Source organism: Seonamhaeicola marinus (assembly GCF_008085455.1).
This window is the reverse complement of record NZ_VSDQ01000679.1, coordinates 335,579-361,054: the sequence shown is the minus strand read 5'-3', so window position 1 is coordinate 361,054 and position 25,476 is coordinate 335,579. Positions and strand designations below refer to the sequence as shown.

Annotated in this window: 22 protein-coding genes; 16 read left to right on the top strand and 6 right to left on the bottom strand. The window is 31.8% G+C overall.

Annotation, left to right across the window (positions count from 1 at the left end):
- Window positions 1–91: 91 nt before the first annotated feature.
- The 9 genes from FUA24_RS12765 to FUA24_RS12725 all read left to right on the top strand — a co-directional run bounded on the left by FUA24_RS12765 (window position 92) and on the right by FUA24_RS12725 (window position 11,139).
- On the top strand, window positions 92–952 hold the full coding sequence (locus FUA24_RS12765) for an MBL fold metallo-hydrolase (protein ID WP_148542886.1): 861 nt from the start codon (window positions 92–94) through the stop codon (window positions 950–952).
- An 11-nt stretch (window positions 953–963) separates the two neighbouring features.
- Complete coding sequence (locus tag FUA24_RS12760) at window positions 964–2,571, top strand: S8 family peptidase (RefSeq protein ID WP_148542884.1); 1,608 nt, start codon at window positions 964–966, stop codon at window positions 2,569–2,571.
- Between the two features lie 70 nt (window positions 2,572–2,641).
- Window positions 2,642–4,462, top strand: coding sequence for a M1 family metallopeptidase (locus FUA24_RS12755; RefSeq protein WP_148542882.1), 1,821 nt, complete (start codon window positions 2,642–2,644; stop codon window positions 4,460–4,462).
- A gap of 373 nt (window positions 4,463–4,835) precedes the next feature.
- The gene (locus FUA24_RS12750; protein ID WP_148542880.1) at window positions 4,836–5,678 is read left to right on the top strand and encodes a metallophosphoesterase; all 843 of its coding nucleotides are present in this window, start codon (window positions 4,836–4,838) and stop codon (window positions 5,676–5,678) included.
- A gap of 6 nt (window positions 5,679–5,684) precedes the next feature.
- Complete coding sequence (locus FUA24_RS12745; RefSeq protein WP_148542878.1) at window positions 5,685–6,053, top strand: DUF2200 domain-containing protein; 369 nt, start codon at window positions 5,685–5,687, stop codon at window positions 6,051–6,053.
- 133 nt (window positions 6,054–6,186) lie between these two features.
- On the top strand, window positions 6,187–7,722 hold the full coding sequence (locus FUA24_RS12740) for a nucleoside hydrolase-like domain-containing protein (RefSeq protein WP_148542876.1): 1,536 nt from the start codon (window positions 6,187–6,189) through the stop codon (window positions 7,720–7,722).
- Between the two features lie 28 nt (window positions 7,723–7,750).
- Entirely contained in the window at window positions 7,751–8,323 is a 573-nt protein-coding gene (locus tag FUA24_RS12735) for an LOG family protein (RefSeq protein WP_148542874.1), read from the top strand.
- Window positions 8,324–8,405: 82 nt separating this feature from the next.
- Complete coding sequence (locus FUA24_RS12730) at window positions 8,406–10,502, top strand: MORN repeat-containing protein (RefSeq protein ID WP_148542872.1); 2,097 nt, start codon at window positions 8,406–8,408, stop codon at window positions 10,500–10,502.
- Window positions 10,503–10,527: 25 nt separating this feature from the next.
- Window positions 10,528–11,139 carry a hypothetical protein gene (locus FUA24_RS12725; RefSeq protein WP_148542870.1) on the top strand — a complete coding sequence of 204 codons (612 nt, stop codon included), beginning with the start codon at window positions 10,528–10,530 and terminating at the stop codon, window positions 11,137–11,139.
- Window positions 11,140–11,164: 25 nt separating this feature from the next.
- On the opposite strand, the gene FUA24_RS12720 is transcribed toward FUA24_RS12725, so the two are convergent.
- The 3 genes from FUA24_RS12720 to FUA24_RS12710 are packed head-to-tail and all read right to left on the bottom strand — an operon-like array spanning window position 11,165 to window position 14,994.
- Window positions 11,165–11,920, bottom strand: coding sequence for a GNAT family N-acetyltransferase (locus FUA24_RS12720; protein ID WP_148542868.1), 756 nt, complete (start codon window positions 11,918–11,920; stop codon window positions 11,165–11,167).
- A 5-nt stretch (window positions 11,921–11,925) separates the two neighbouring features.
- Window positions 11,926–13,119: a succinylglutamate desuccinylase/aspartoacylase family protein gene (locus FUA24_RS12715; protein ID WP_148542866.1), complete on the bottom strand. Its 1,194-nt coding sequence runs from the start codon at window positions 13,117–13,119 to the stop codon at window positions 11,926–11,928.
- Between the two features lie 3 nt (window positions 13,120–13,122).
- The gene (locus FUA24_RS12710) at window positions 13,123–14,994 is read right to left on the bottom strand and encodes a CBS domain-containing protein (RefSeq protein WP_246147046.1); all 1,872 of its coding nucleotides are present in this window, start codon (window positions 14,992–14,994) and stop codon (window positions 13,123–13,125) included.
- Window positions 14,995–15,262: 268 nt separating this feature from the next.
- Here FUA24_RS12710 and rnpA point away from each other — a divergent pair, with 268 nt between their 5' ends.
- The 4 genes from rnpA to FUA24_RS12690 all read left to right on the top strand — a co-directional run bounded on the left by rnpA (window position 15,263) and on the right by FUA24_RS12690 (window position 19,672).
- Entirely contained in the window at window positions 15,263–15,652 is a 390-nt protein-coding gene (gene rnpA / locus FUA24_RS12705; protein ID WP_148542864.1) for a ribonuclease P protein component, read from the top strand.
- A complete protein-coding gene (locus tag FUA24_RS12700) occupies window positions 15,636–17,270 on the top strand; it encodes a S41 family peptidase (RefSeq protein WP_148542862.1) in 1,635 nt (544 codons plus the stop codon). Before rnpA ends, FUA24_RS12700 begins: the two co-directional genes overlap by 17 nt.
- 114 nt (window positions 17,271–17,384) lie before the next feature.
- The gene (locus tag FUA24_RS12695; protein ID WP_148542860.1) at window positions 17,385–18,236 is read left to right on the top strand and encodes an OmpA family protein; all 852 of its coding nucleotides are present in this window, start codon (window positions 17,385–17,387) and stop codon (window positions 18,234–18,236) included.
- The gene (locus tag FUA24_RS12690) at window positions 18,236–19,672 is read left to right on the top strand and encodes a T9SS type B sorting domain-containing protein (RefSeq protein WP_148542858.1); all 1,437 of its coding nucleotides are present in this window, start codon (window positions 18,236–18,238) and stop codon (window positions 19,670–19,672) included. Before FUA24_RS12695 ends, FUA24_RS12690 begins: the two co-directional genes overlap by 1 nt.
- Here the strand turns inward: FUA24_RS12690 and FUA24_RS12685 are convergent.
- The 3 genes from FUA24_RS12685 to rpiB all read right to left on the bottom strand — a co-directional run bounded on the left by FUA24_RS12685 (window position 19,669) and on the right by rpiB (window position 21,526).
- A complete protein-coding gene (locus tag FUA24_RS12685; protein WP_148542855.1) occupies window positions 19,669–20,112 on the bottom strand; it encodes a GNAT family N-acetyltransferase in 444 nt (147 codons plus the stop codon). The two genes, FUA24_RS12690 and FUA24_RS12685, sit on opposite strands and share 4 nt — an antisense overlap.
- 62 nt (window positions 20,113–20,174) lie before the next feature.
- Entirely contained in the window at window positions 20,175–21,092 is a 918-nt protein-coding gene (locus FUA24_RS12680; RefSeq protein ID WP_148542853.1) for a cation diffusion facilitator family transporter, read from the bottom strand.
- Entirely contained in the window at window positions 21,092–21,526 is a 435-nt protein-coding gene (gene rpiB, locus FUA24_RS12675) for a ribose 5-phosphate isomerase B (RefSeq protein WP_148542851.1), read from the bottom strand. Before rpiB ends, FUA24_RS12680 begins: the two co-directional genes overlap by 1 nt.
- A 672-nt stretch (window positions 21,527–22,198) precedes the next feature.
- On the opposite strand from rpiB, the gene rnr reads away from it, so the two are divergent.
- From rnr to FUA24_RS12660, 3 genes are all read left to right on the top strand, one after another.
- Window positions 22,199–24,388, top strand: coding sequence for a ribonuclease R (gene rnr / locus FUA24_RS12670; protein ID WP_148542849.1), 2,190 nt, complete (start codon window positions 22,199–22,201; stop codon window positions 24,386–24,388).
- 26 nt (window positions 24,389–24,414) lie between these two features.
- Window positions 24,415–24,717: a YbjQ family protein gene (locus FUA24_RS12665; RefSeq protein ID WP_148542847.1), complete on the top strand. Its 303-nt coding sequence runs from the start codon at window positions 24,415–24,417 to the stop codon at window positions 24,715–24,717.
- 76 nt (window positions 24,718–24,793) lie between these two features.
- Complete coding sequence (locus FUA24_RS12660; protein WP_148542845.1) at window positions 24,794–25,465, top strand: head GIN domain-containing protein; 672 nt, start codon at window positions 24,794–24,796, stop codon at window positions 25,463–25,465.
- Window positions 25,466–25,476 lie beyond the last annotated feature (11 nt).

The following is a 25,476-nucleotide window of genomic DNA, read 5'->3' as shown; positions in this document are numbered from 1 at the left end:
ATAGAATTAAGAATAATTAATAATTATTTTAATCTTAATAAATTCTTAACAAAACACGGTTTTTGTTACGATTTTTTTAATTTTACAAACTATGACATTATACCCTATAAACGCTGGAAATTTTAAGTTAGACGGCGGTGCTATGTTTGGTGTGGTTCCAAGAACTTTATGGCAAAGGACTAATCCTGCAGATGCTAATAACATGATTGATTTAACTGCAAGGTGCCTGCTTATTGAAGATGGCAACAGACTTATTCTCATAGATAATGGCATGGGTAACAAACAATCTGAGAAATTCTTTGGGTATTATCATTTATGGGGAGACGCCTCTTTAGAGTCTTCTTTAAAAAAATATGGTTTTCATAAAGATGATATTACCGATGTATTTTTAACACACCTTCATTTTGACCATTGTGGTGGTGGTATTGAATGGAATAAAGATAAAACTGGGTATCAACCTGCATTTAAAAATGCAACATTTTGGAGCAATAAAGAGCATTGGCAATGGGCTACACAACCTAACAGACGTGAACGTGCTTCTTTTTTGAAAGAAAATATTCTTCCTATGGAGGAAAGTGGGCAATTAAAATTTACGGCTATTCCCAATAATGCTATTTTAAAGAATTCAGAATTAGGATTCGATATCTTTTTTGCAGATGGTCATACAGACAAGCAAATGATTCCTATGATTAATTACAAAGGAAAAACTATTTGTTTTATGGCAGACCTCTTACCTACTGCAGGTCATCTACCATTGCCTTACGTAATGGGTTATGATACTAGGCCGCTATTAACATTAGATGAGAAAGAAAAGTTTCTAAATTTAGCTGCCGAGAATGCGTATTATTTATTCTTAGAACACGATGCGCACAACGAAATAATTACAGTAAAAAAGACCGAAAAAGGAGTACGGTTAAAAGACATTCACTCCGCACAGGATATATTTAATTAAATAAAACACAAATGAGAACATTAAAAGTTTTAACTATTACAGCATTTTCAGCTGCGTTAATGACAGGCTGTGGTTCTACAGCTCCTATTATCTCTACGCCAGTTGAAAATATTGACAACACACCTTTAAAGATTTCAGAATTAACTAAAGCAGAAAAAGAAAACTGGGGACACTTAGATTTAGTTAAGGATACAATACCAGGTATGAGTGTTGATAAAGCTTATGCAGAAATCATAAAAAATAAAAAGGGTAAAAAAGTTATTGTTGCTGTAATTGACTCGGGAATTGACATAGATCATGAAGATTTAGATGATGTTATTTGGGTAAACAAAGGAGAAAAGCCAAATAACGGTAAAGACGATGATAAAAATGGTTATGTAGATGATGTTAACGGATGGAACTTTTTAGGAGATGGTTATAATGAACAATTAGAATTTGTTAGAATTCTGGCAAGCGGCGATAAATCTAATCCAGATTACGAAAGAGCTCAGGCAGAATATGATGCCGAATATCCTAAATGGGTAGAGCGCAAAACACGTTATGAGCAAATATTAACACAAGTTAAAGGTGCTCATGAAACGTTTAAAGCTCATTTTGGAAAAGAGGACTATACAAAGGCAGAAGTTAATGCTGTTAAGACCGAAGACCAAGCTTTACAACAAGCTGTTCAATTAGCAAAATTTATGTATAGTAATGATTTAGAATCTTTGCCAGAAGCTATTAAAGAACTTACTGATGGTTTAGAGAGCATTACAGAACGTTTAAATTACAACTTAAACAAAGATTTTAATGGTCGTGTTAACGGCGATGATCCAAACAATTTTTCAACTAAAGGTTATGGTAACGGTAATGTAAAACCAGTAAAGAAAAGTGAAAGCCACGGTACACACGTAGCTGGAATTATAGCAGCCGAAAGAAATAATGGTAAAGGTGCTAATGGTGTGGCTAATAATGTTGAAATTATGAGTATTAGAGCTGTTCCAAATGGTGATGAATACGATAAAGACGTGGCATTAGCCATTAGATATGCGGTAGATAATGGCGCTAAAGTAATTAACGGAAGCTTTGGTAAAAGCTTTTCTCCGCACAGTGCTTATGTAAGAGAAGCTATTGCATATGCAAGTGAAAAAGATGTTGTTTTTGTACATGCTGCAGGAAATGATAGTAAAGATGTTGATACAGAACCTAACTTTCCTGATGATAACGTAGACTATAACGAAATTTCAAATACCTACATTAGAGTTGGTGCACTAGCTCCAAAATATGGTTCTAACTTATTAGCAGGTTTTTCAAACTATGGTAAGAAAAACGTAGATGTATTTGCACCTGGTGCAAAAGTATACTCTACTACTCCAGAAAACGAATACGATACTAAAGGAGGTACGTCTATGGCAGCTCCTGCAGTTGCTGGTGTAGCCGCTTTAATTCGTTCTTATTACCCAAGTTTAAGCGCTGCTCAAGTAAAACAAATAATTATGGATTCTGGCTTACCTATTCATACCAAAGTAATAGTTGGTGGTAATAGCGAAGATGTAAGACCTTATGAAGATATTGTAAAATCAGGAAAAATAGTTAATGCCTATAATGCCTTAATTATGGCGTCTAAAATGGCTAAGTAATAAACTACCTCAATGCCTCCAAACAAGGAGGCATTTGTTAAAAATAAATTTTAAACTAAAGTGTAAATCAATGAACAGATTAATTATAGCTTTTTTAAGTGTAATTACTTTTAGTGCTTGCGGAACGACTAAAACTGTAGTGCCTGCATCACCAAAGACGCCTGCACCTCCTTATGTATTAAACGGAAAGAGCACTTCTTCCTCCTACTGGCAACAGCATGTAGATTATAAAATGGAGATTGATATGGATGTTAACACCTATCAATATAAAGGAAAGCAAACATTGGTTTACACTAATAACTCTCCGGATGTTTTAAATAAAGTATTTTATCATTTGTACTTTAATGCATTTCAACCAGGAAGTGAAATGGATGTTCGTTCAAGAACGATTTCAGATCCGGATCCAAGAGTAGGCAATCGTATAAGCGAATTAAAACCTAATGAAATTGGCTATATTAAAGTGCATTCCTTGAAGCAAAATGGAGCTGTTTTAAAACATGAAACCGTTGGTACTGTTTTAGAGGTTGATTTAGCTAAACCTATTCAACCAGGCGAAAAAGTTACTTTCGATATGATTTTTGATGCTCAAGTACCTGCTCAGATTAGACGTTCAGGACGCAATAACAAAGAAGGCGTTGCTTTATCTATGACACAATGGTACCCTAAACTTGCGGAATATGACATAGAAGGTTGGCATGCAGACCCATACATTGGACGAGAATTTCATGGTGTTTGGGGTGATTTTGATATTAAGCTAACCATAGATGAGAAGTATATAGTAGGTGGTTCTGGTTATCTTCAAAGTGAATCTAAAGCTAAAAATGGTAAAAAAACGCTTCACTATATAGCACCTAAAGTACACGACTTTTCTTGGGCAGCAGATCCAGACTATATTCATGATGTATATGAAATACCAAATGGACCAACACTTAATTTCTATTACAAAAAAGACCTTTCTAAAGACTATTTAGATAATTGGAAAAAACTTCAGCCAAAAACAGCAGCGCTTATGAAGTTTTTTAACGAACATATTGGACCATATCCATATAAACAATACACCGTTATTCAAGGTGGCGATGGTGGTATGGAATATGCCATGTGTACACTAATTACTGGTCAGCGTAAATTTGGTAGTTTAGTTGGGGTTACCGCTCATGAACTAGCACATTCTTGGTTCCAGTTTGTATTAGCTTTTAACGAAGCAAAACATGCTTGGATGGATGAAGGGTTTACCACCTATATTTCAACACTTGCCGAGAATGAGTTGTCCAATAATCCTAAAGATAATCCATTGTCAAGGCTTTATTCAAGTTATATTGGTTTTGCTTCAACAGAGCTTGAACAACCCATGACAACCCATTCAGATAGGTATGCCTATAACAGTGCATACAGTGTAGCAACCTATGTAAAAGGAGCAGTGTTTATAGCACAATTGGGCTATGTAATTGGTGAAGACAATTTAGACCTAACTATTAAGAAATTTTTTGATGATTATAAATTCACACACCCAAAACCTCTAGATATCATTAGAACAGCTGAATTAGTTTCTGGTTTAGAACTAGACTGGTATTTAACAGATTTTACGCAAACCATAAATACCATAGATTACGGTGTGAAATCTATTGAAGGCAATACCATTACTTTAGAACGTGTCGGTTTAATGCCAATGCCCATAGATTTACAGGTAACTTATAAAGATGGCTCTAAGGAAGATTTCTATATTCCTTTACAAATGATGCGTGGTGAAAAACCAACCTCAGCTACAATTATTAAAGATTGGGCTTGGGCATATCCTGAGTATACATTTAAAACATCAAAAGAGGTTCAAAGTGTTCAAATTGATCCTACAAATATGATGGCCGATGTAAACAAAAGGAATAATAAAAAATAAGGTTTCCTTAAAATATATATTAAAAGCACTTCTAGATTTAGAAGTGCTTTTCTTTTTTAAATACCTCTAAAATAGTACATAGCCATTGTCTTAAAAGTAGAAAAAGGGGGGATGATATTAGGGGGTTCAAACCGTTATATGATACATAGAAAATGGGCATGGCCATACTCTAAAAGAAGCAAGAGAAAAATGAGATCATTTAAATTCTAAATGGTCTAGTCTAAAAGCCTTTAGTATGACTGACATTTACAACAGTGATGATACTTACCAAAATAAGATTAACTAGTTCTTAATAATCTATTTAGCAAAATTATTAAATTTGTATTTCCTAAATTTAGGATTACAAATCTTACACTCAAAAAAGAGCAACTAAATGAAAAGAAGAAAGTTCTTAAAAAAAGGACTATGGGGTTTATTAGGTACCAGTATTTTAACTGGGCTTTATACTTGGCAAATTGAACCATTTTGGTTAGAGTTTGTTAAGCGTAAAATGCCTATTACCAATCTTCCAGATCATTTAGTTGGTAAAACACTCATGCAAATTAGTGATATGCATGTTGGTAATAGGTTTGATTATAATTTCATTATTGAATCTTTTCAAAAGGCTCAAGAGTTTAATCCCGATTATGTTGTTTATACAGGAGATTTTATCAATTACGAAGACAACATTCAATACGGCCAATTAAATGAAGTTTTACAACATGCCGTAAAGGGTAACATTGCAACTGTTGGGGTTTTAGGTAATCATGATTACGGAAAAGATTGGTCTGAAAAACATGTAGCTGCTCAAATCACCGAACAATTAGAAGACAACGGTATTTCTATTTTAAAAAATACTCAAGAAACTTTTGATGGCCTAAACATTATTGGATTTGATGATTATTGGTCGCCAAATTTTTCTCCAGAAGATGTTATGGTGTATTACGATGCTTCAATTGCTAATATTCTTTTATGCCATAATCCAGATGTATGCGATTTAGATGTTTGGAATGGCTACCAAGGCTGGATTCTTTCTGGTCATACTCATGGCGGTCAGTGTAAACCTCCTTTTTTAAGAGCTCCTATACTTCCTATTAGAAATAAAAATTACGCTCAGGGAGAAGTTGATTTAAAAGATGGCAGAATGCTTTATGTAAATAGAGCTCTTGGCCATTTATTTCAAGTAAGATTTAATGTGAGGCCAGAAATTACTGTTTTTGAGCTTCAAAAAGCCTAAAAAACTATGAAAACTACTCCAGAACATAATGAACGCATAGCAAATATGAAATTCTTCTCTGTTTTTCCGCATTATGTTACTAAAATAGAAAAGAAGGGTAGAACTAAAGAAGAGCTATTCACTGTTATAGAGTGGCTTACAGGCTTTAATGAAGAAAAACTTAATGAACTTATAGAAGAAAAGGTAACCTTTAAAACCTTTTTTGAACGTGCAGATTTAAACCCCAATGCCCATTTGATAAAAGGGGTTATCTGTGGTTATAGAATTGAAGAAATAGATAACGAACTAACCAAAAAAGCACGTTATTTAGATAAAGTCATAGATGAGTTGGCTAAAGGAAGAAAGTTAGAGAAGATAATGCGAGAGCCTAAATAAATTCTATTTAATTTACTTAGCAACCAACTTTACATAAGTGTAAAAATAACATAATAAACCATTGAAATTCAATGGTTTTTTTATTAATAATTACCTTAGTAGTTCCTTACAACTAAACATTTAAATGCATTTTATGATGAAAAAAATATTCCTGCTAACTTTTCTAGTTTTAAGTATTACTAATAGTTATACTCAGACAGATGAAAGAGTTCGTTTAATAATTCTTGCCGATATGGGAAATGAACCCGATGAAGTACAACAAATGGTTCATATGATGCTTTGTTCTAATGAGTTTTATCCAGAAGGACTTATAGCAGTTACTGGAAAATATTTACGTCCTGAATCTAATGAAGTATATCGCAGAGTAACTCACCCTGAACTATTTCACAATATTATTGATGCTTATGAGAAGGTATTAGACAACTTAAAAAAACACGATACGGGTTGGCATTCTGCAGCGTATTTGCATTCAATTGTTTGTAGTGGGCAAACTGGATATGGGATTGAAGATGTTGGTGAAGGAAAACAATCTAAAGGATCAGAATTGATAATTAAATCTTTAGAAAAAGAAGACGATACCCCCATTTGGGTAGTTGTTAACGCAGGTTCTAATACACTCGCTCAAGCACTTTTAGATTTTGAAAATAAACATAATACATCTGCACTGAAACAAGCCATTTCAAAATTACGTGTTTTTGAAAATGGAGCCCAGGATAATGCTGGTGCTTGGATTTGTAGCCGTTATCCAAACATCCACTGGATTAGAAGTAACTATCAAACCTATGCCTATGGTGGACCTGGAGGAAAAGATGGTGATTTAACGGTTAATTTAGGCCCTCATTTTTGGGGAAATTATGCCTATAATGTTAGTGGGCAAAATGAATGGCTAAAAGAACATGCTATGAATAATCATGGCCCTCTTGGTAAAGTATATCCCGAGAGACGCTATCATGGATTTAGAGATGGTGGTTTAGGCTTTATGGAAGGCGGTGGTACAATTCCTTGGATAGGATTAGTAAATCATGGCTTATTTGATATTAACCATCCGTCTTGGGGTGGTTGGGGCGGAAGATTTTCTATTGAAAAGGCTCCCGATTTTTGGTCCCGACATCTTGATATTTATAAAGACGAAAAAAGTAATTCGCCATTTTATACCTATAGAGAAGTTAGCGATGTTTGGTATAATGAAAAAGATAAAAAATTCTATCATGGAAACTATGTTCCGGTATGGCGGTGGCGAGAGGCCATGTATAACAACTTTAAATGTAGAATGGATTGGTGTGTAAAACCATATAATGAAGCCAACCACCAGCCCATTGCTGCATTTGGTGATGATACAAGTAATTCAATTATAGAAATGAACGTAATGCCAGAAGATATTTTAGATTTAGACGCTTCAAATTCATCAGATCCAGATAAAGATTCGCTTAAATATAAGTGGTGGATATACAATGAAGCTGGAACCTACCCTGGAGCCGTTTTTATCGAAAATCCTAATGACATCAAAACAAAATTGCATGTTCCATCTGGTGCTGCTGGAAAACAACTTCATGTAATTTTAGAAGTAAAAGACACGAATTCTATAGGAAGTTTGTTCGACTATAGAAGAATTGTCTTAAATGTTTCAAACTTATATAATCACGTTAATATATCTCAGCAAAAAGATTAAATTAGAATAAATTTTTTAATCTATTTAAATGCATAATATTACTGTTTTCTGTGGTTCGAGTTTTGGTAATGATCCTGAATTTGAATTACATGCCAAAATGTTAGGAGAAACATTGGCGGAACAAAATATTACTCTAGTATACGGAGGTGCAAATGTTGGCTTAATGGGTGCAATAGCCAACGGAGCGCTATCAAAAAAAGGAAAAGTAATAGGTGTTTTGCCAAAGTTCTTAGCCTCAAAAGAATTGGCTCATAAAGGCATTTCAGAATTAATACTTGTTGAAACTATGCACGAACGTAAAACTAAAATGAATGAGTTATGCGATGGTGTTATTGCTTTACCTGGTGGCTTTGGGACTTTAGAAGAGTTATTCGAAATGCTTACTTGGGGACAATTAGGCTTACATAAAAAACCTATTGGTATTTTAAACGTTAATGGCTATTATGATGATCTTGTTAACCTGTTAAATACTATGGTTGAAAAAGGACTATTAAAAAGCATTAATAGGCAAATGCTATTGGTTAGCGATAATGTAAATGAGTTAATTGATAAAATGAAGAATTATCAAGCTCCAGAAGTGGGTAAATGGATTAATAAATAAGAAATTAATCTATTAAAAATACGCAATTCTTCGTATAGCCTATTTTGGTAACGTGGGTTAGTTTTAGGGTTAAAATTAACTCATGAAAGTTTACAGTTTTATCATATGTGTTTTCTTGGCTGTTGTTGTTCACGGACAAAAATCTCAAAACGAAATTTTAGGATATCCAGAAATTAGCCTTACTAAGGATTATGGTTTCTTTATACTTGGAGGTGTAGCGCCAGTAGAAGTTCTTATAAATCAATATGATCAGCGTCAAAGTTCGTCTTCAAAAGAAATTAATACTTCCCTACAAAGAACTATAAACCTAAAATTCAATACGTCAAGAAATATTAAAACTAAGACTGTTCTTTATCAAAATAAACGTTCAGAATACACTTATACATACAATTCTAAGAGAGAACTAATTGAACACAAGAATCCATATAATCTCTTAAAAATAGCCATTAACAAAGATGTCTTTGTGATTAAAACAATTTACCCCAATTCTACCTTAGAAAACTCAAAAACATATACAAAATATAAAGATGGTTACTTAATAGACAATGGTTTTAACAAAGATTATTACCAACTAAATAGCCGACTTGTAACCAAATCGTATTTAAAATATAAAGACGAAAACACCAAACCCAGCTATTTATACACTTATGATAATAACCGCCGTTTAATTAGCTATAAAAGTACAGATGGTTCCATAAAATCTAAATACAGTTATAACAAAAATGGGGACGTGGCTACAGCTGTAGAAGAAACCAATTATTCAAGACAAAAAATACGAACAAATAACTACGCCTATCATTACGACACATATGGTAATTGGATTGTAAAAGTAGATTTACTAAACCTAAGTTATGCTATGGGCATCCCAAGCTTTCCAAACCCAACTATTAGAAAAATAACCTATAGCAATGGCGATATTACCGGATATAAAGACATTACAAGTGAGGTAGAAAACATTTTAAAAACACTACGTTTAAAGGTAAAAACACAAGAACAAAGCAATGCTTCAACATCAAAATATACTTGGAAAAAGATTAACGGAGGTAAGTCCTTTTGGCTATATGAAGATGGTAAAAGTATTGCTAATGAGTGTATAAACTTTTATATAAAAGACCACTTAATTTGCTTTAATACAAAAACAAAAGCGCTATACGAACTTACAAACTTTGTAACCAAAGAAGAAAATAAGAACCATATTGCAAAACTTCGCTATAGCAATTGCAAAAATGGGTTTTGGTACAAAACCGAGAAGAACACGTTTTATGCCTACAACGATAACGGCAAATTAATAACTAAATTAAAATTTAGTAAGTGGTCTAAAGATGGTAAAGATTTTATAATTCAAGGTGAAAATCAGAAATATAGTGTGTCCCTCAATGGCTTTAAAACAGCAATACCTTTTAAAATTTATAAAGCCGAACACAGCAGTGAGTATGTAAAAAGGCTTTTAAGCTCAGTAAAAGAAAGTAAAAAGCGCCTAGATGAATCTATGGCCAAAGTGTTAAAGGGAGAACTTATAAAAGGTAATAATACCAATGGCTACGGCGAGGTTAAACTAATTCATAATCAGATATATGAAGGCTTTTTTAAAGATGGAAAACCTCAAGGAGCTGGTTTACTCTACAATACATCTAAACAAGTATATACCTTAAGAGATTTTAACGGATTATATAATGACAAAAACTATAGGTTCTTGTATCAAAGAGACAATAATGGAGAAATGTTAATTGATGCTTATCGAAAAGAAGGCTATTATTTTAACAGTAAGGAAAACATCATATATCGCTTAGTAGTAGACAGCAACATGAAAATTACTAAGAAAACCCAAATGACGAGTACAGGAAAATCAACTGGCTGTATTTTGGGTAATTGTTATAATGGCTTAGGGGTTTATATTTATAACGATAAAAGTTCCTATACTGGTTTCTTTTCAAACAATAAAAGACATAGTTGTGGTAAACTTAGTTTTTCTAACGGCGATCTCTATTTAGGTGAATTTCAAAATGGGAAAAAAACTGGAACGGGCGAGTACGACTGGAAAGATGGAAAATATTACAGGGGAGAATGGAAAAATGATCTTTACCATGGCGAAGGAGTTATGTTCTTTTCTAACGATAAATACCAGTCTGGTATATGGGAAAACGGTAAATTTACAGGATCCTATAAATCATCTTATTGATAACTAACAATCAAAAAAAACCAGCATGAAAAAACCAATTTTAGTTTTGCTCCTGTTCATTTCAGCTTTATCATTTTCACAAGAAGTTAAAACCATTGAAATTACCTCAGAATTAACTCAAAAAACCAAGGCATTCTTTACATCATACTTTGCCGAAATTAAAGCAGGTAATTGGTCTGCAATAATTGATCATATGCCAGAAGGTTTTACAAATTTAATGAGTAAAGATATGTTAGTAGGGCAAATGAAAAAAGCGTTTAACAACGAAGCTTTTACAACAACATTTAATAAAATGACTTATAAAGATATTCCTATGGCATTTTCATATGAAGATGTTACTTACGCCAATGTAAATTACGAAAGCTCTTTTACCTTTCATTTTATACAAAATGAAACTCAAAAAGATGATGAGTTTAACGTTTATGTGGATTTTATGACCAGTACATTTAAAAACCAATTTAAAGGTCAGAATGTAGAACGTAAGGGTAAAGATATCACCATTAGTGGAGATAAAGTTATTTTAATAATAGATGATCCAAAAGCTGGTGCCTTAAAAATGCTTGAGTTTGATAAAAATATGGCAGAATTTTATAAAACATTTATCCCAGAAGCGGTTATTAATACCTTGTTGAAATAAGAAGCGGTATGCATAACTGCCAAGCTTACAAAGCAAGTTCTTTTTTTAAAATATTCTTAAATCGTGTAGCGCTTATGTAGTGATCTTCTAATAGTTTTCCATCGCGTAAAAGATTAAAAACTCCAAATCCAGAAGGTGCCGCTTTAGCCTCTTTAACAGAGCTAATTTTTGTTACGGTTATATGTATACCGTAATCCATAGCAACATTTAATATAGCCGCTACAGATTTTTCATTCCACGGACATTGATCTGCATATAATAAATGCCAACCTTGATACTTTTTTTGTTGCTTACTCCAGTCATAAAACTTTGGCGTCTTAGCGTCTACGCCCCATGTTTTTGATAATAGGTCGAACCTATCCTTGGTTTCAATATGCCGGAATCCGTTGTTTTCAAAAATAGTTTTATCCGCCAACCAAGCCCCCTTGCTAGTCATAACACATAATCCATCCATTCCATTGGCTTTAGCCTCTGTTTCTGCATCTTCAATTAGCATAGAACCGTATCCTTTACTTCTATCTTTTTTAGAGTAAATGTAAGTGCAATGAATAAACATAAAATTGTCTGCATCAATTGGTCTCCAAGCATAATTAGCAGGGGTATACTCCATAAAACCAATCATTTTTTTGGCTTCATCTTTAAGTATTTTTATTCTTAAACCTTCTTTATAGCGCTTCTCAAACCACTTCAATTTATCTTTAAAGCCATGCCTCTTTTTATCTTTAATACAAAAGAATGTTTCCTTTAAAACGTTATCTGGTGTTACCTCAACAATCGTCATAATACCTAATTATACCAAGCTTGGTTTTTATACATATAGGTTTTTGCAACCCGTTCTCTATTGTTTAATCTTAAATGTGTTTTGTCTGTAAATCTACTTCGGTATCCAAGCAAATGAAAAAGAGATTTTGCAAAATACTTAGCCACATTTAAATTGACTTTTAAGGTGCCTTCAAGCTTGTTAAACCATGAAATACCTGGAAGCGCCACCAATAATCTATCAAATTTAATTCGTCTTAAAAACGTTGATAATCTAAGATAAAATGGTTCAATAACTCTGGCTATAAAAAACCCTTCAGAACCTTGTTTTTGATACAAAGGCATAAATATGAGTCCGTTATATTTTGAAAACACATTTAAACCGTTGCTTACAGCCAAAGGCACATCTTTTTTTATAGCCTGAAAACTTTTAAAACCGTTTAACATTTTAAATCGTTCTCCGGCTTTAATTTTATGCAAATGAATAATCTCTAAAAAGTACTGAATATTATTTGCCCTTGCCCTTAATGAATTATAATAATGTTCAAAATTAGGTACTGAAGTTTCTTCTAATACTCCAGAATATACTAAAGCCAGGTTTAAAAAAGACACATTGTTAATGATAGTATTTATATCGTCATGTTGGCCAGATTCAAAACCCAAAGACACATAACCTAATTGATTAATATAACTCAACAATGGCCCAGATAAATACTCTTCTATACCCAACACAATTGGTACAGGAAATTGTTTTGAGAACTTTCGGTTTATAAGCGCATCATTAATGGTAATAAATGGCAAAGTTCTACTAGAAGTAGAGTGCAAGTCTATAAAGTAAAATGGAGGCTCATTAATTGTTAAAAGATCATTTAACAAATCTAAAAGAAGTATAAGCTCCTTCTCGTCGGTATTTGTGTTTGTTTTCTTTTGAATAGCGGCAATATTTTCTGGAGTCCAAAGCCGATTAAGGTCTTGGTCTACATACCTTTGGTGTGCATTTAAAGCCTCTAAATTGCCTGCAATAGCAAAGACATTACCGTTTACATTTTCAGGATTTAAAGTGTTTAAAACCTCGGTTAAGGCAAAGATGCCAGAGGTTTCGTTACCGTGAATACCTGCAAAAACAACAAAGGTAGGTCCTGGGTTATTACCAGTAACCTTGCCTATAATTCTTTCTACATGAACGGTTTTATTTAAAGCCTTGTTGTAAACGGCCGCCATATGCTAAACATCATTTGAGGTGATTAAGCCAATTAATTTATCTTGGCTAACCACGGGTAAACTATTAATTTTATGTTCTTTCATTAGGGTTTTGGCTTCGGTAATTGGTGTGTATTCATCAACAGTGATAATCTCGGTTTTCATGATGCTTTTAACACTTTCATCTAACTTTTCAGGATGATCTAAATACGCTTTTACATCATTCCAACTTAACAAACCAATAAGTTCAACATCCTGATTAATCACAGGCATATGATGAATGTTTTTCCAAAGCATCATATTTAATACTAATGCTACACTATCATTTTTTCTAACCGAAAAAATATCTGAATTCATAATATGTTTAACTACGCGCTTGTCTTTAAAAGCATCACCCAAATTAGTATTTATAAGCCCCCAAGTAGAAACCTGATAGCCCTTTTCTTGCTTCTCATACATATTTGCGGTAAGAATTTGCATAGCCTCATAAGGCTTGTAGTCTTTAAGCAAACTACGGTAGTTACTTGTTAACCATTCTGACCCGCTGGTAGTGTGCACTCTATTTTTAATAATTTTTAAGTAATGCTCTGCATCATGTGGAGAAATACCAAATTTATACAAGCCTTTATAAGCCATTGGTAAAAGCTCATTTACAATTAAATCATGACTAGAAATGTCCTTCCCATTCCATTTAAACAACGTAGCTTTACCATATCTAGCCGCGTTAAAGAAGTTGCGTTTAACATCTTTAAAACTCCATTTTTCATTTACATTCTCGTATTCCTTAGGCTTGCCTAACATTACGCCTACCCAAAACATAAAGTTGGCAATTTCATCTTTAGTTGAAGGGCCAGAAGGTATGTACCTATTTTCTATTCTTAGGTTGGGTTTACCATCTAAAACACCATAACAAACGCGATTCCAAGGATAAATTGTACCGTTGTGTAAGCCTAATGCTCTTAATCGTGGTGTTTCACCATCATTAAGCATATCTACACTATTTTTTGTGAAATTTGTGGTTAAAAAACTTCTAAATCTAGAAATATTGTCTTTGAAAATATCGGTAATAGTGCCACGTTGCCAATCGTTACCAAAACTTACTCTAGATTGTTTTTCGTTTAGTAAATAAGAATTGGCACGGGTATCGACACTTTGTGTAAACAGGGCTATTCTGGTTTCGCTCCACAATTCTTTACCAAACAATAATGGTGAATTTGTACAAGCACTTAAAATAGGGCCCGCAATGGCTTGTGCCCAGTTGTAATTATCTACAAAGTCTTTTGTGCCTAATTGTAAATGCATTTGAAAACTGGTATTACAACCCTCTAGCATAACAGAATCATGCATTAAGTTAAGCTCATCTACGCCTTTTATGTGAATATCGAAATTTTGACGTCTTGAGCTTTTTATAGCGTCGTTAATAAGCGCGTAACGCTCCACTTCGGTCATGTTTTGTTCATCGGAATTCTTAACCGTTAGCGATGGTAAAATACCGGTTAAAACAATTTTAATACCTTTTTTAGCAGCTGCTTTTCTTGCTTTATCTAGTAGGGCTTCTAATTGTTCATATAATTTAGAAAAGCAAGTATTACCTAATTGAAAGGTATCAAGGTTTATCTCTAAGTTATAGTTACTAATTTCGGTGGTAAAATGGTCATCGTTAATGTCCTTAAGAAGTTCCAGAGATTTATTTTCTGGTAAAAAGTCTTGGTTTACTAAGCAAAATTCTTGTTCTGCTCCAATTCTAAGTGGGCCTTCATCTATCATGCCCTTTTCTATCATAAGTTCTAGGGCTTTTATATCATTTAGTAAATGATGAATGTAATTGGCTCTATCTTTTTTGGTTTTTAACTGTGTAACTTCTAGTTCTCCCATAACACTGTGATTTTTTTGCATTAACAGTGCTAAATTAGAGGTGTTTAAAGGCTTAAACAATGATTTATATCATGGTACAAATATTGGTTCTTTAAACAAAACATTATTGATTTTGTAAAAAATTTCAGCTAACTTCGTTTAAAAACTGACAATGTTCACATGCGCTAAACTTGTTTCAGTATTGAAACAGAACTTTATCTTTGCATTATAACGAACCATCCTCAAAATATATATCCTAACCCAACCATCCTTTTATTTTCCTACCTTTGACTATTCTAAAATATCCTACTTGAATTTCACTTACGGTAAAAAAGAAAAATTAAAAAGCAAAAAGCTAATAGAACAATTGTTTTCAGAAGGGCAATCGATATCTGCTTTTCCATTGCGTTTGGTCTTTCTAGAAACCAATTTAGAAGACGATTCTATAGTAGCCAAAACAGGTGTTTCTGTGAGTAAACGCCATTTTAAGACTGCTGTAGATAGAAATAGAATAAAACGCTTAATGCGTGAGGCTTACAGACTTAATAAAGCCACATATTTTAACAACATTACAACACAATATGCGTTTATGATTTTGTACATTGGTAAAGAAAAACCAACGTTTATAGAGGTTGAAAAACGCATGCATAAACTTTTCACAAAGTTTTTAAATAAAATAGAAGATGAAAAAATTGGTTAAAAATAAATTTGTACTCTTAACTTTAGCTACTACCATTTTTTTAAGCACCACGGCTTTTAAAAACGACTTCTTTGAAATTGCTAAACAAATTGAAATTTTCACTACGCTTTTTAAAGAACTCAACATGAATTATGTTGATGAAACCAACCCAGGTGATTTAATGGATACTGCCATTAAAAGCATGTTGGCCGATTTAGATCCGTACACAAACTTCTTAAATGAGCAAGATGTAGAAGCGGCAAGAATTAACAATACTGGTGATTATACAGGTATTGGGGCTAGAGTAAAAACCTTTAAAGACAAGCTAGTTATTTTAGAACCTTATAAAGATTATCCAGCGGATAAAGCAGGCCTAAAAGCCGGTGATGAAATTATAAAAGTGGGTAATACCTTAGTAGAAAATTATGATGATACCAGCGGCGATTTATTAAAAGGTACAGCTGGTTCATCTGTAGAAGTAACTTATAAACGTCAAGGTAAAACAGCTACCGCTACAATAGAACGTGCCGAGGTAGAAATTAAAGCGGTACCGCATTTTTCTATGATTGGAGATAACACTGGTTATATTGTTTTGAGTAGATTTAATAGAAAAGCCCATGCAGAAACTAATTACGCCTTACGTGATTTAAAAGCCCAAGGTGCTAAACGCATTATTTTAGATTTACGCGGTAACCCTGGTGGTTTATTGAACGAAGCCATTAAAATTGTGAATTTATTTGTTCCAAAAGGGCAGTTGGTAGTTACCACAAAATCTAAGGTTAAAAAATATAATAAAACCTATTATACACCAGCAGAACCAATTGATACAGAAATACCTCTTGTGGTATTAATAGATGGTAATAGTGCTTCTGCTAGTGAGATTGTTTCAGGTTCTTTACAAGATTTAGATAGAGCCGTTATTGTAGGCTCTAGAAGTTTTGGTAAAGGTTTAGTACAACGCCCTAAACCACTTACTTACGGAACTCAAGTAAAAATTACCATATCTAGATATTACACACCTTCAGGTAGATGTATTCAATCTTTAGACTATTGGAATAGAAACGAAAAAGGTGAAGCTGTTCGTGTAAAACAAGAAAATTATAACGAGTTTAAAACTCGTAACGGCCGTAAAGTTTTTGATGGTGGTGGTGTATTCCCTGATGTTGTTTTTAACGCCTCCAAGAATGCCACAATTACTAATGCTATTTTAAAAGATGATTTGGTATTCAATTTTGCAACGGAATATTACTATAACAACAAACTTAACGATGTTAATACCTTAAAATTAAATGATTCTGACTTTTCAGATTTTAAAAAGTATTTAAAGACCAATAACTTTTCATTTAAAACTGAAACTGAAAAAGCACTTTTTAAAGCCTTTGAAACAGCAACTAAAGAAGAGTTAAATGATAACATAGAAAACGACTTTAATACCTTAATGGCCAACTTAAATGCTTCTAAAAATGATGTTATAAATGAAAATAAATCGTATTTATTGGAGTTATTAACAGAAGAGATCGTAAAACGTTATGCATACCGAGAAGGTTTGTATGAGTATTATAAAATTCACGATCCAAAAATTAAAAAAGCTACAGAGATTCTTGGTAGTACATCTACATATTCAGGGTATTTAAAATAGTGGGATATTGTTTTTTAACCTTTAGTATTTGTAATTTATCATAAAAACCGCTGTATTTAAGGGCTAATTCCCTAAAAATATTATATTTATATCCCAGATGATTTTGAACCTACAATGAATAAGCTTCAAATTTTAATAGTATCCCTAATAATTTCATTCAAGGTTAGTTACTCTCAAAAACTAACGCATGAAGTCTATTTTGATACAGATAAATATGTAGTTCCTTCAACAGAAACTAGTAGATTATTATTATTTATTTCATCATTATCTGATTTAGATATTGAATCTATTTCTATCTACGGATTCTGTGATGATAGGGGAGCAGATACCTATAATTTAAAGCTATCGCAACAGCGTGCAGATGCTATTAAAACCTTATTTTCTGAAAACGAAATAAGCGAAGATCTAATAACCAATGTAGATGGTAAAGGAGAAATTCTACTTAAAATTGTAGATGAAACCAACATTATAAAAATAAGAGGTTTAAACAGAAAAGTTGAAATAATTGTTAAACCTAAGCCACCAAAACCAAAAGAAGTTGTAAAGGAAGTTGTAGTGAAAAAAGAAACTACATCCGATAAAATTAAAGGTGATATTAAGGTTGGCGATAAAATAATTTTTGAAAATATTCTATTTAAAACTGGATATGCTAGAGTTAATCCAGAATCTAAAAAAACTTTAGAATCTATAGCCAAAGCTTTGGTTGAACGTAATAATGTTTACTTCACTATTCAAGGCCACGTATGCTGTACTAAATACACTAGAGATGCAGTTGATAGAAAGACTAAAAAACGTAATTTATCTGAAGCAAGGGCAAAATATGTTTATGAATATTTTGCTAAAAAAGGTGTAGATAAAAGGCGTATGCGATACATGGGTATGCGACGCAAATTTCCGCTTGGTGGCGATCCAAAATTTGACAGACGTGTAGAAATACTTATTACTTACGTTGGAAAAAACCAGTAATGTTTTATAAAACTTCTTTATTATTTGTTCTTATAAGCTTTTTTAGTTTCTCTCAAAACACTTCTGTTCCAGACGATAATTTTGAGATGTATTTAGAAACTCATGATGCAAACCTAGCTCTTGTTACTATTGGAGACCCTAATAGTTTAGGAGATGGTCTAATGAATGATATTGTGCCTACTTCTAAAATAAATACTTTACAAAATTTAGACATTGAAAATCTTAATATTTCTGACTTAAGCGGAATAGAAGATTTTATTGAACTTCAAATATTTAATTGTAAAGAGAATCAATTAACAAATGTAGATTTATCGAATAACGTTAAACTTATTCACCTTTACATAGAAGGTAATCAGCTCTTAGATTTAGATATAAGTAATAGTCCAGATTTGTTAATACTTTGGTGTTTTAATAACCAATTAACAAATTTAGATCTTACGCAAAACATAAGCCTTTTATCATTAAGATGTGATAATAATAACCTAACTAACTTAGACGTTTCGTTCAATGTAAATTTGAACGACTTTACATGTAGATTTAATCAAATTAGTACTTTAAACATTGGAAATAACACAAATTTAGGAGAGTTTCATTGCGGTAATAATTTATTAACTGCTTTAGATTTGAGCCTAAACTCTAATTTAACTGCAGTTCATTGTGAGTCTAACCAAATAACAAGTTTAGATCTTTCACAAAACTCAGAACTCAGAAAATTAATTTGTTATGACAACCAACTCACAGAATTAGATTTAAGTAATAATGGATTACTAATAAATTTAGACTGTAGTAATAATAACTTATGTTCCTTAAACATAAGAAATGGTAATAATACTGGTATACAGAACATAAATTTTTCTTCTAATCCAGATTTAACTTGTGTTATTGTTGATAATCCAAGTGGAAATCATTCTACTTGGTTGCCTTTATCTTTTACCAACTATGTGAATTCTCCAAACGATTGTAGCAGTCAAGTTTTAGTTGATGATTTAGATGATTTTATTGGTACTTCATATACATTACCAACACTTGTTAATGGAAATTATTACACAGAATCTAATGGCAATGGTATCCTACTTTTTCCAGGTGAAATCATAATTTCATCTCAAACAATTTACATTTATAATAGTACACAGTGTTATTCTAATGAATCTAGTTTTAATGTTATTGTATCTAACACCGAATATAGGATTCCTAGCTTTTTTACGCCTAACAATGATGGTACAAATGATACATGGAGAGTAATTGATAATACAAATACTTTTACCTCTATTTATATTTATGATAGGTACGGAAAATTATTAAAATCGCTTTTACCTAATAACTTTGAATGGAATGGAACATTTAATGGTAACTTAATGAATACAGATGATTATTGGTTTGTTATTAACACCAATTCTGGTATACCAATAAAAGGACATTTTACATTAAAACGTTAGTTTTTTATCATGGCAATATGAGGAATGTTATCTTCCAAATAGTCCTCTCCAATAGCCTTAAAACCTAAGTCTGAATAGAATTTTTTTAAATAAAGCTGAGCCGAAATTTTTATTTTACTCAAGTTAAATTCGTCTTCAACACCTTTAATAGAAGCTTGCATAATTAACTTTCCATAAGCTTTATCTCGTTTATTTTTAGCAACAACAACTCTGCCAATACTGGCATCTTCAAAATAATCCCCTGGTTTGAAAATTCGTGTATATGCAACTAAAGAATTATCCTCAAAACCTAAAACATGTATGGCTTTTTGGTCCTTTCCATCTATATCTTGATAAACACAATCTTGTTCTACCACAAAAACTTCACTTCGTAATTGAAGTACATCATACAATTCTTGTGTTGTTAATTCTTTAAAATACTTTAATTGTATATCTAACATTATAATTCCTGTAAGTTCTCTAAATTAACTTGATTTATATTTTAATTTCAACATTAAATGTATCAATCTTGCACAATAATATCTTTGGCATCCTCTTTACCAAATTCTGGTTGAATGTTCACATGATTTATATGGTATTTCTCAAAAACCATTGCTTCAATTTTATGTAAAATCTCATCGAACTCAGAAAGCGTGATGTCCTTATAAAAATCAATGTGTGCTTCTAAATGCGTTTCTTCTTCATTTAATTGCCATATATGAACATGATGTATATTTTTTATAGAAGGAAGGGTATTTATTTCTTCAACAATTTTACTAACAGGGATATCATCTGGTGTAAATAGCATTAATACTTTTGTTGATTGTTTTAGTAAATCCCAACCCATCCATATGAGATACAAGGCTATCATAAATGTTAATAAACTATCAACCCAAAAAACTTTATAAAATTGCATTAATAAACCGCCTATTAACACCGCAACGCTTGCCATCATGTCTGTTAATAAATGTAGATAGGCACTCTTCATGTTCATATTGGTTTCAGAGTCTTTGCGTAAAAGTAAAACACTAAAACCATTGCCTAAGATTGCTACAACAGATAGCCAAATAACGAGGTTAGATTCAATTTCCTTAGGATTGTTAAATCTGTTAATAGCTTCAATAATTAATAATATAGCAATAACAATAAGAGAAGCTGCGTTAATGAAAGCAGCTAAAATTTCGGCACGTTTATATCCAAAAGTTTTATGTAACGAAGCCTTTTTTCTAACTAACTTATTTGCAATATAACTTACTATAAGCGAAACTACATCGCTAAAATTATGAAGCGCATCACTTAAGAGCGATAAGCTTCCAGAAAGTAAACCTCCAATAACTTGAGCAGCAGTTATTAAAATATTTAGAAAAATTGAAACAACAAGATTTCTACCTTTTAAATCGGTATGTGTATGTGAATGTTTATGGTCATGAGAATGACCCATTAGCAAGAAATAGGTATCTTATCTATTCTATTTTGATGACGCCCACCTTCAAATTCAGTATTTAAAAATGTTTCTACCATTTTAATTGCTTGAGCAATTGCAGTAAACCTCGCAGGAATACATAATATATTAGCGTTATTATGCTGACGAATAAGCTCTACTATTTCCTTATTCCAACATAAACCAGCACGTATTTTTTGATGTTTATTCGCTGTCATAGCAACACCATTTGCACTTCCACAAATAAGAATACCGTACTTAGATTTTTCATTTTCAACATCTTCTGCAACAGGATGAACAAAATCTGCATAATCTACACTGTCATTTTTATCTGTGCCATGATTAATAACTGTTATACCTTGAGATTCTAAAAACTCTATAATTGCGAATTTATAATCTGTACCTGCGTGATCGTTTCCTATAGAAATAGTCATATTAAGATTTTGAGTAATTATTTTTGCTGTAAAGTTACTAAATCAAAAACTGTTAACTACACTTTTAATGAGTTGTTAATATCTATTAATTGTTTTGGAAAAAATAAACTTGGAAAAATGAGATTTTTTTACAATCCGTAACATTTAGATAACATGCAAAAGAGTTTATGTAAATTTCTTGTTAAGTTATTAGCACTAAAAAGTAGATTACTAACCAATGTTAAGGCAAAGTTTTATCAAAAATTACATGTTGAATAAGGTTATAAACAATTGTTAATATAAATAACAATACGCTTCTTTTTTAAATAGTTAGCATTGTCATAAGGTGTTAATTTCATATCAACAAAATTAAATAAGATACTTTTCAAAGTAAATGTTATGAAAGTTATACCAGTTATTAACAGACTATAATAACCATCATTTATTTTTTAAAATTTAAAAGAAGAAATATGAATATTATATAAAGTGTTCATAACATTAATTTCTACTTTTCGTTTTATATTACAGAAAAGTCAATAATTCTATTAATTGAGTAAAATATTATTATATAAAGAAACCTTTTCTTATTTATTTTAAAGTGTTTTTATATGTTTGTTAATTAAAACAGTAGTTTTGAACTTAACATATGTTATAACTTAATACCTTTAGCAAAATATATTGCTATGAAAATCTATGGCTAAGAAAAAAAAGAGGAAATCTAGAAAAGGAATTCCTAACTTAACTAATGCTATTTTAAGTATTCTAAAAAAGAATCGTAATAGTTCTTTTAATTATAAGCAAATAGCTGCAAAGTTAGGAGTAAATGATGCCAGCAGTCGAAACCAAATTATAAAAACACTTGCTAAACTAGCTGCTAAGCAAGAAATAGAACAAGTAGATAGAGGAAAATTTAAAGCCATTATTAATACAGAATACCATTCTGGTGTTGTTGATATGTCTGCTAAAGGTTCAGGTTATATAATTTGTGATGCCTTTGACGAAGACGTATTTGTAGCCTCCAATAATATGAACAAAGCACTTCATGGAGATGAAGTGGAATTCTATTTATACAAAAGACGTAAAAGAGGTAAGTTAGAAGGTGAAATTACTAACATATTAAAAAGAGAGAAAAATGAATATGTTGGCGTTATTCAAATTCATGAGAGATATGCATTTGTAGTTCCCGATAATGCCAAAATGTATAAAGATATTTTTATTCCTATTAACAAAACTTTTAAAGCTGAAGAAGGCGATAAAGTTTTAGTTAGAATTGAAGATTGGCCTGATAATGCAGACTCACCTTTTGGAAAAGTTATCAAAGTTTTAGGTAAACCTGGGGAACATAATACAGAAATTCATGCTATTTTATCCGATTACGGATTACCTTATGAATTTCCATATGAAGTAGAAGATTACGCGAATACCTTAGATACATCTATTACAGACAGTGAAATTGCTAAACGAAGAGATATGCGTAAAGATTTAACCTTTACCATAGACCCTAAAGATGCTAAAGATTTTGACGATGCATTGTCTTTTACTGTTTTAGAAAATGGACTTTATGAAATTGGTATTCACATTGCAGATGTGTCTCATTATGTAAAAGAAGGCACTGTTTTAGATGATGAAGCCTTCAGCAGAGCAACCTCTGTATATTTGGTAGATAGAGTAGTACCAATGCTGCCAGAAGTACTGTCTAACAATGCTTGTTCTTTAAGACCTCATGAAGAAAAGTATACTTTTTCCGCAGTATTTAAATTAAACGATAAAGCAGAGGTAAAAGATAAATGGTTTGGTAGAACAGTTACTTATAGTGATGCTAGATTTGCTTATGAGGAAGCTCAAGCAATTATAGAATCTAAAACAAATACTATTCCTCAAGAAGTTTCTTTAACGGGAGAAGCATATAAAACAGATCAGGCTCTTGCCGATGCTGTTTTAAAACTAGATGAACTAGCTAAAATTATGCGTAAAAAACGCATGAGTAGCGGTGCTATTTCTTTTGATAAAGTTGAAGTTAAATTCAATTTAGACGAAGATAACAATCCGGAAGGTGTATATTTTAAAACCAGCAAAGATGCCAATAAGTTAATAGAAGAATTTATGCTATTAGCTAATAGAAAAGTTGCTGAATTTATTGGTAAACAAAATCCAAAGAAAACATTTGTTTATAGGGTTCATGATGAACCAGATGATAGTAAATTGGCAGCTTTACAGAATGTAGTGGGGAGATTTGGTTACAAGTTAAATTTTCAGGATAGAAAAAGTGTAACTGCTTCTTTAAACAATTTATTAAAAGAAGTTGTTGGAAAAAAAGAACAGAATTTGGTAGATACACTTGCTATTAGGAGTATGAGTAAAGCAGAATATACAACTCATAATATTGGTCATTATGGTTTGGCTTTTGACTATTATTCGCATTTTACTTCACCTATTAGAAGGTATCCAGATGTGATGGCACATAGATTGTTACAACATTATTTAGATGGTGGGAAATCTGCAAGCGAAGAAGATTTTGAAGAGAAGTGCCAGCATTCTAGCAACATGGAAAATCTTGCCACAAAAGCGGAACGAGATTCTATAAAATATATGCAAATACGTTTTATGGAAGACCATAAGGATCAGGAATTTTTGGGTGTAATCTCAGGAGTTACAGATTGGGGTATTTATGTAGAAATTATTTCTAATAAATGTGAAGGTATGGTAAGTATTAGAGATATTAAAGACGATCAATATGCTTTTGATGAAAGTCAATATGCCTTAGTTGGAAGAGAGACTAAAAACATATATCAATTAGGAGAAGAAGTTATTGTAAAGGTTAAGAACACAGATTTAATTAAAAAACATCTGGACTTTTACTTAGTTGGAAAAAATGAAGATTAATTAAATTAATAATTAAAGATAGTTTAATGGTTTTATCAACAACAGATACTATTGAAGGACATAAGATTGAAAATTATTTAGGTATCGTAACTGGGGTAAGCGTTAATATTCCTAAAGTTTCCCTAAGTTTTAATATGAAGAAATATTATCAATCCTTCGAAAAGCGTATAAATGAAATAAAAGAAGAAGCATTTCAGAATTTAAAAACGAATGCTCAAAAATTAAATGCTAATGCGGTTGTTGGTATTAGTATAGATATTGAAACTTCAGATGCTTCTGGTGTAATTTTTGTTTCTATAACTGGAACTGCGGTTAAGGTGACGATTTAATCAAAAAATTTTCTTAAAGTTAATTTACTTCGGAATAATTCTTGATAATTTTGCGTTAATAATAAAAATATTAAAGATGAAACATTTATCAATACTACTTCTATTATTCACTTCATCGTTGGTGTTTGCTCAAAATACAATTGAAAAGGAAATAGGAGAATTCAATAAATTAAAGGTTTATGATTTAATTGATGTTGAATTAATAGAAGCTGAGCACAACAAAGTTGTTATATCTGGATTTAACGCACAAAATGTACTTGTTAATAACAAGAATGGCACATTAAAGATTAAAATGAAATTAAAGGAAATCTTTGATGGTAACACAGTTAAAGTTAAGTTATACTATTCCAAGGTGGATGTAATAGATGTAAATGAAGGTGCAAGAGTGCATTCTAAAGATAAAATAAAACAATTTGAAATTGATTTAAGAGCACAAGAAGGAGGAAAAATTGATGTAGATTTAGATGTTTCCTATGCTAACATTAAGTCAGTATCAGGTGGAACTGTTATAGCTATAGGGAATGCTAAAAATCAAGATATTTCCTTATTAACTGGTGGTATTTACGAAGGAAAAGAATTGGTTACTGCCAAAACTAAAGTAGCGGTTAAAGCTGCAGGAGAAGCTCATGTTAATGCCAAAGATGTTGTAGACGTAAGTATTAGAGCAGGAGGGAATGTCTATATTTACGGAGATCCAAAAACTGTTAATGAAAGTAAATTTGCTGGTGGAAAGATAAAACGTATGTAACTTAAGTTTAA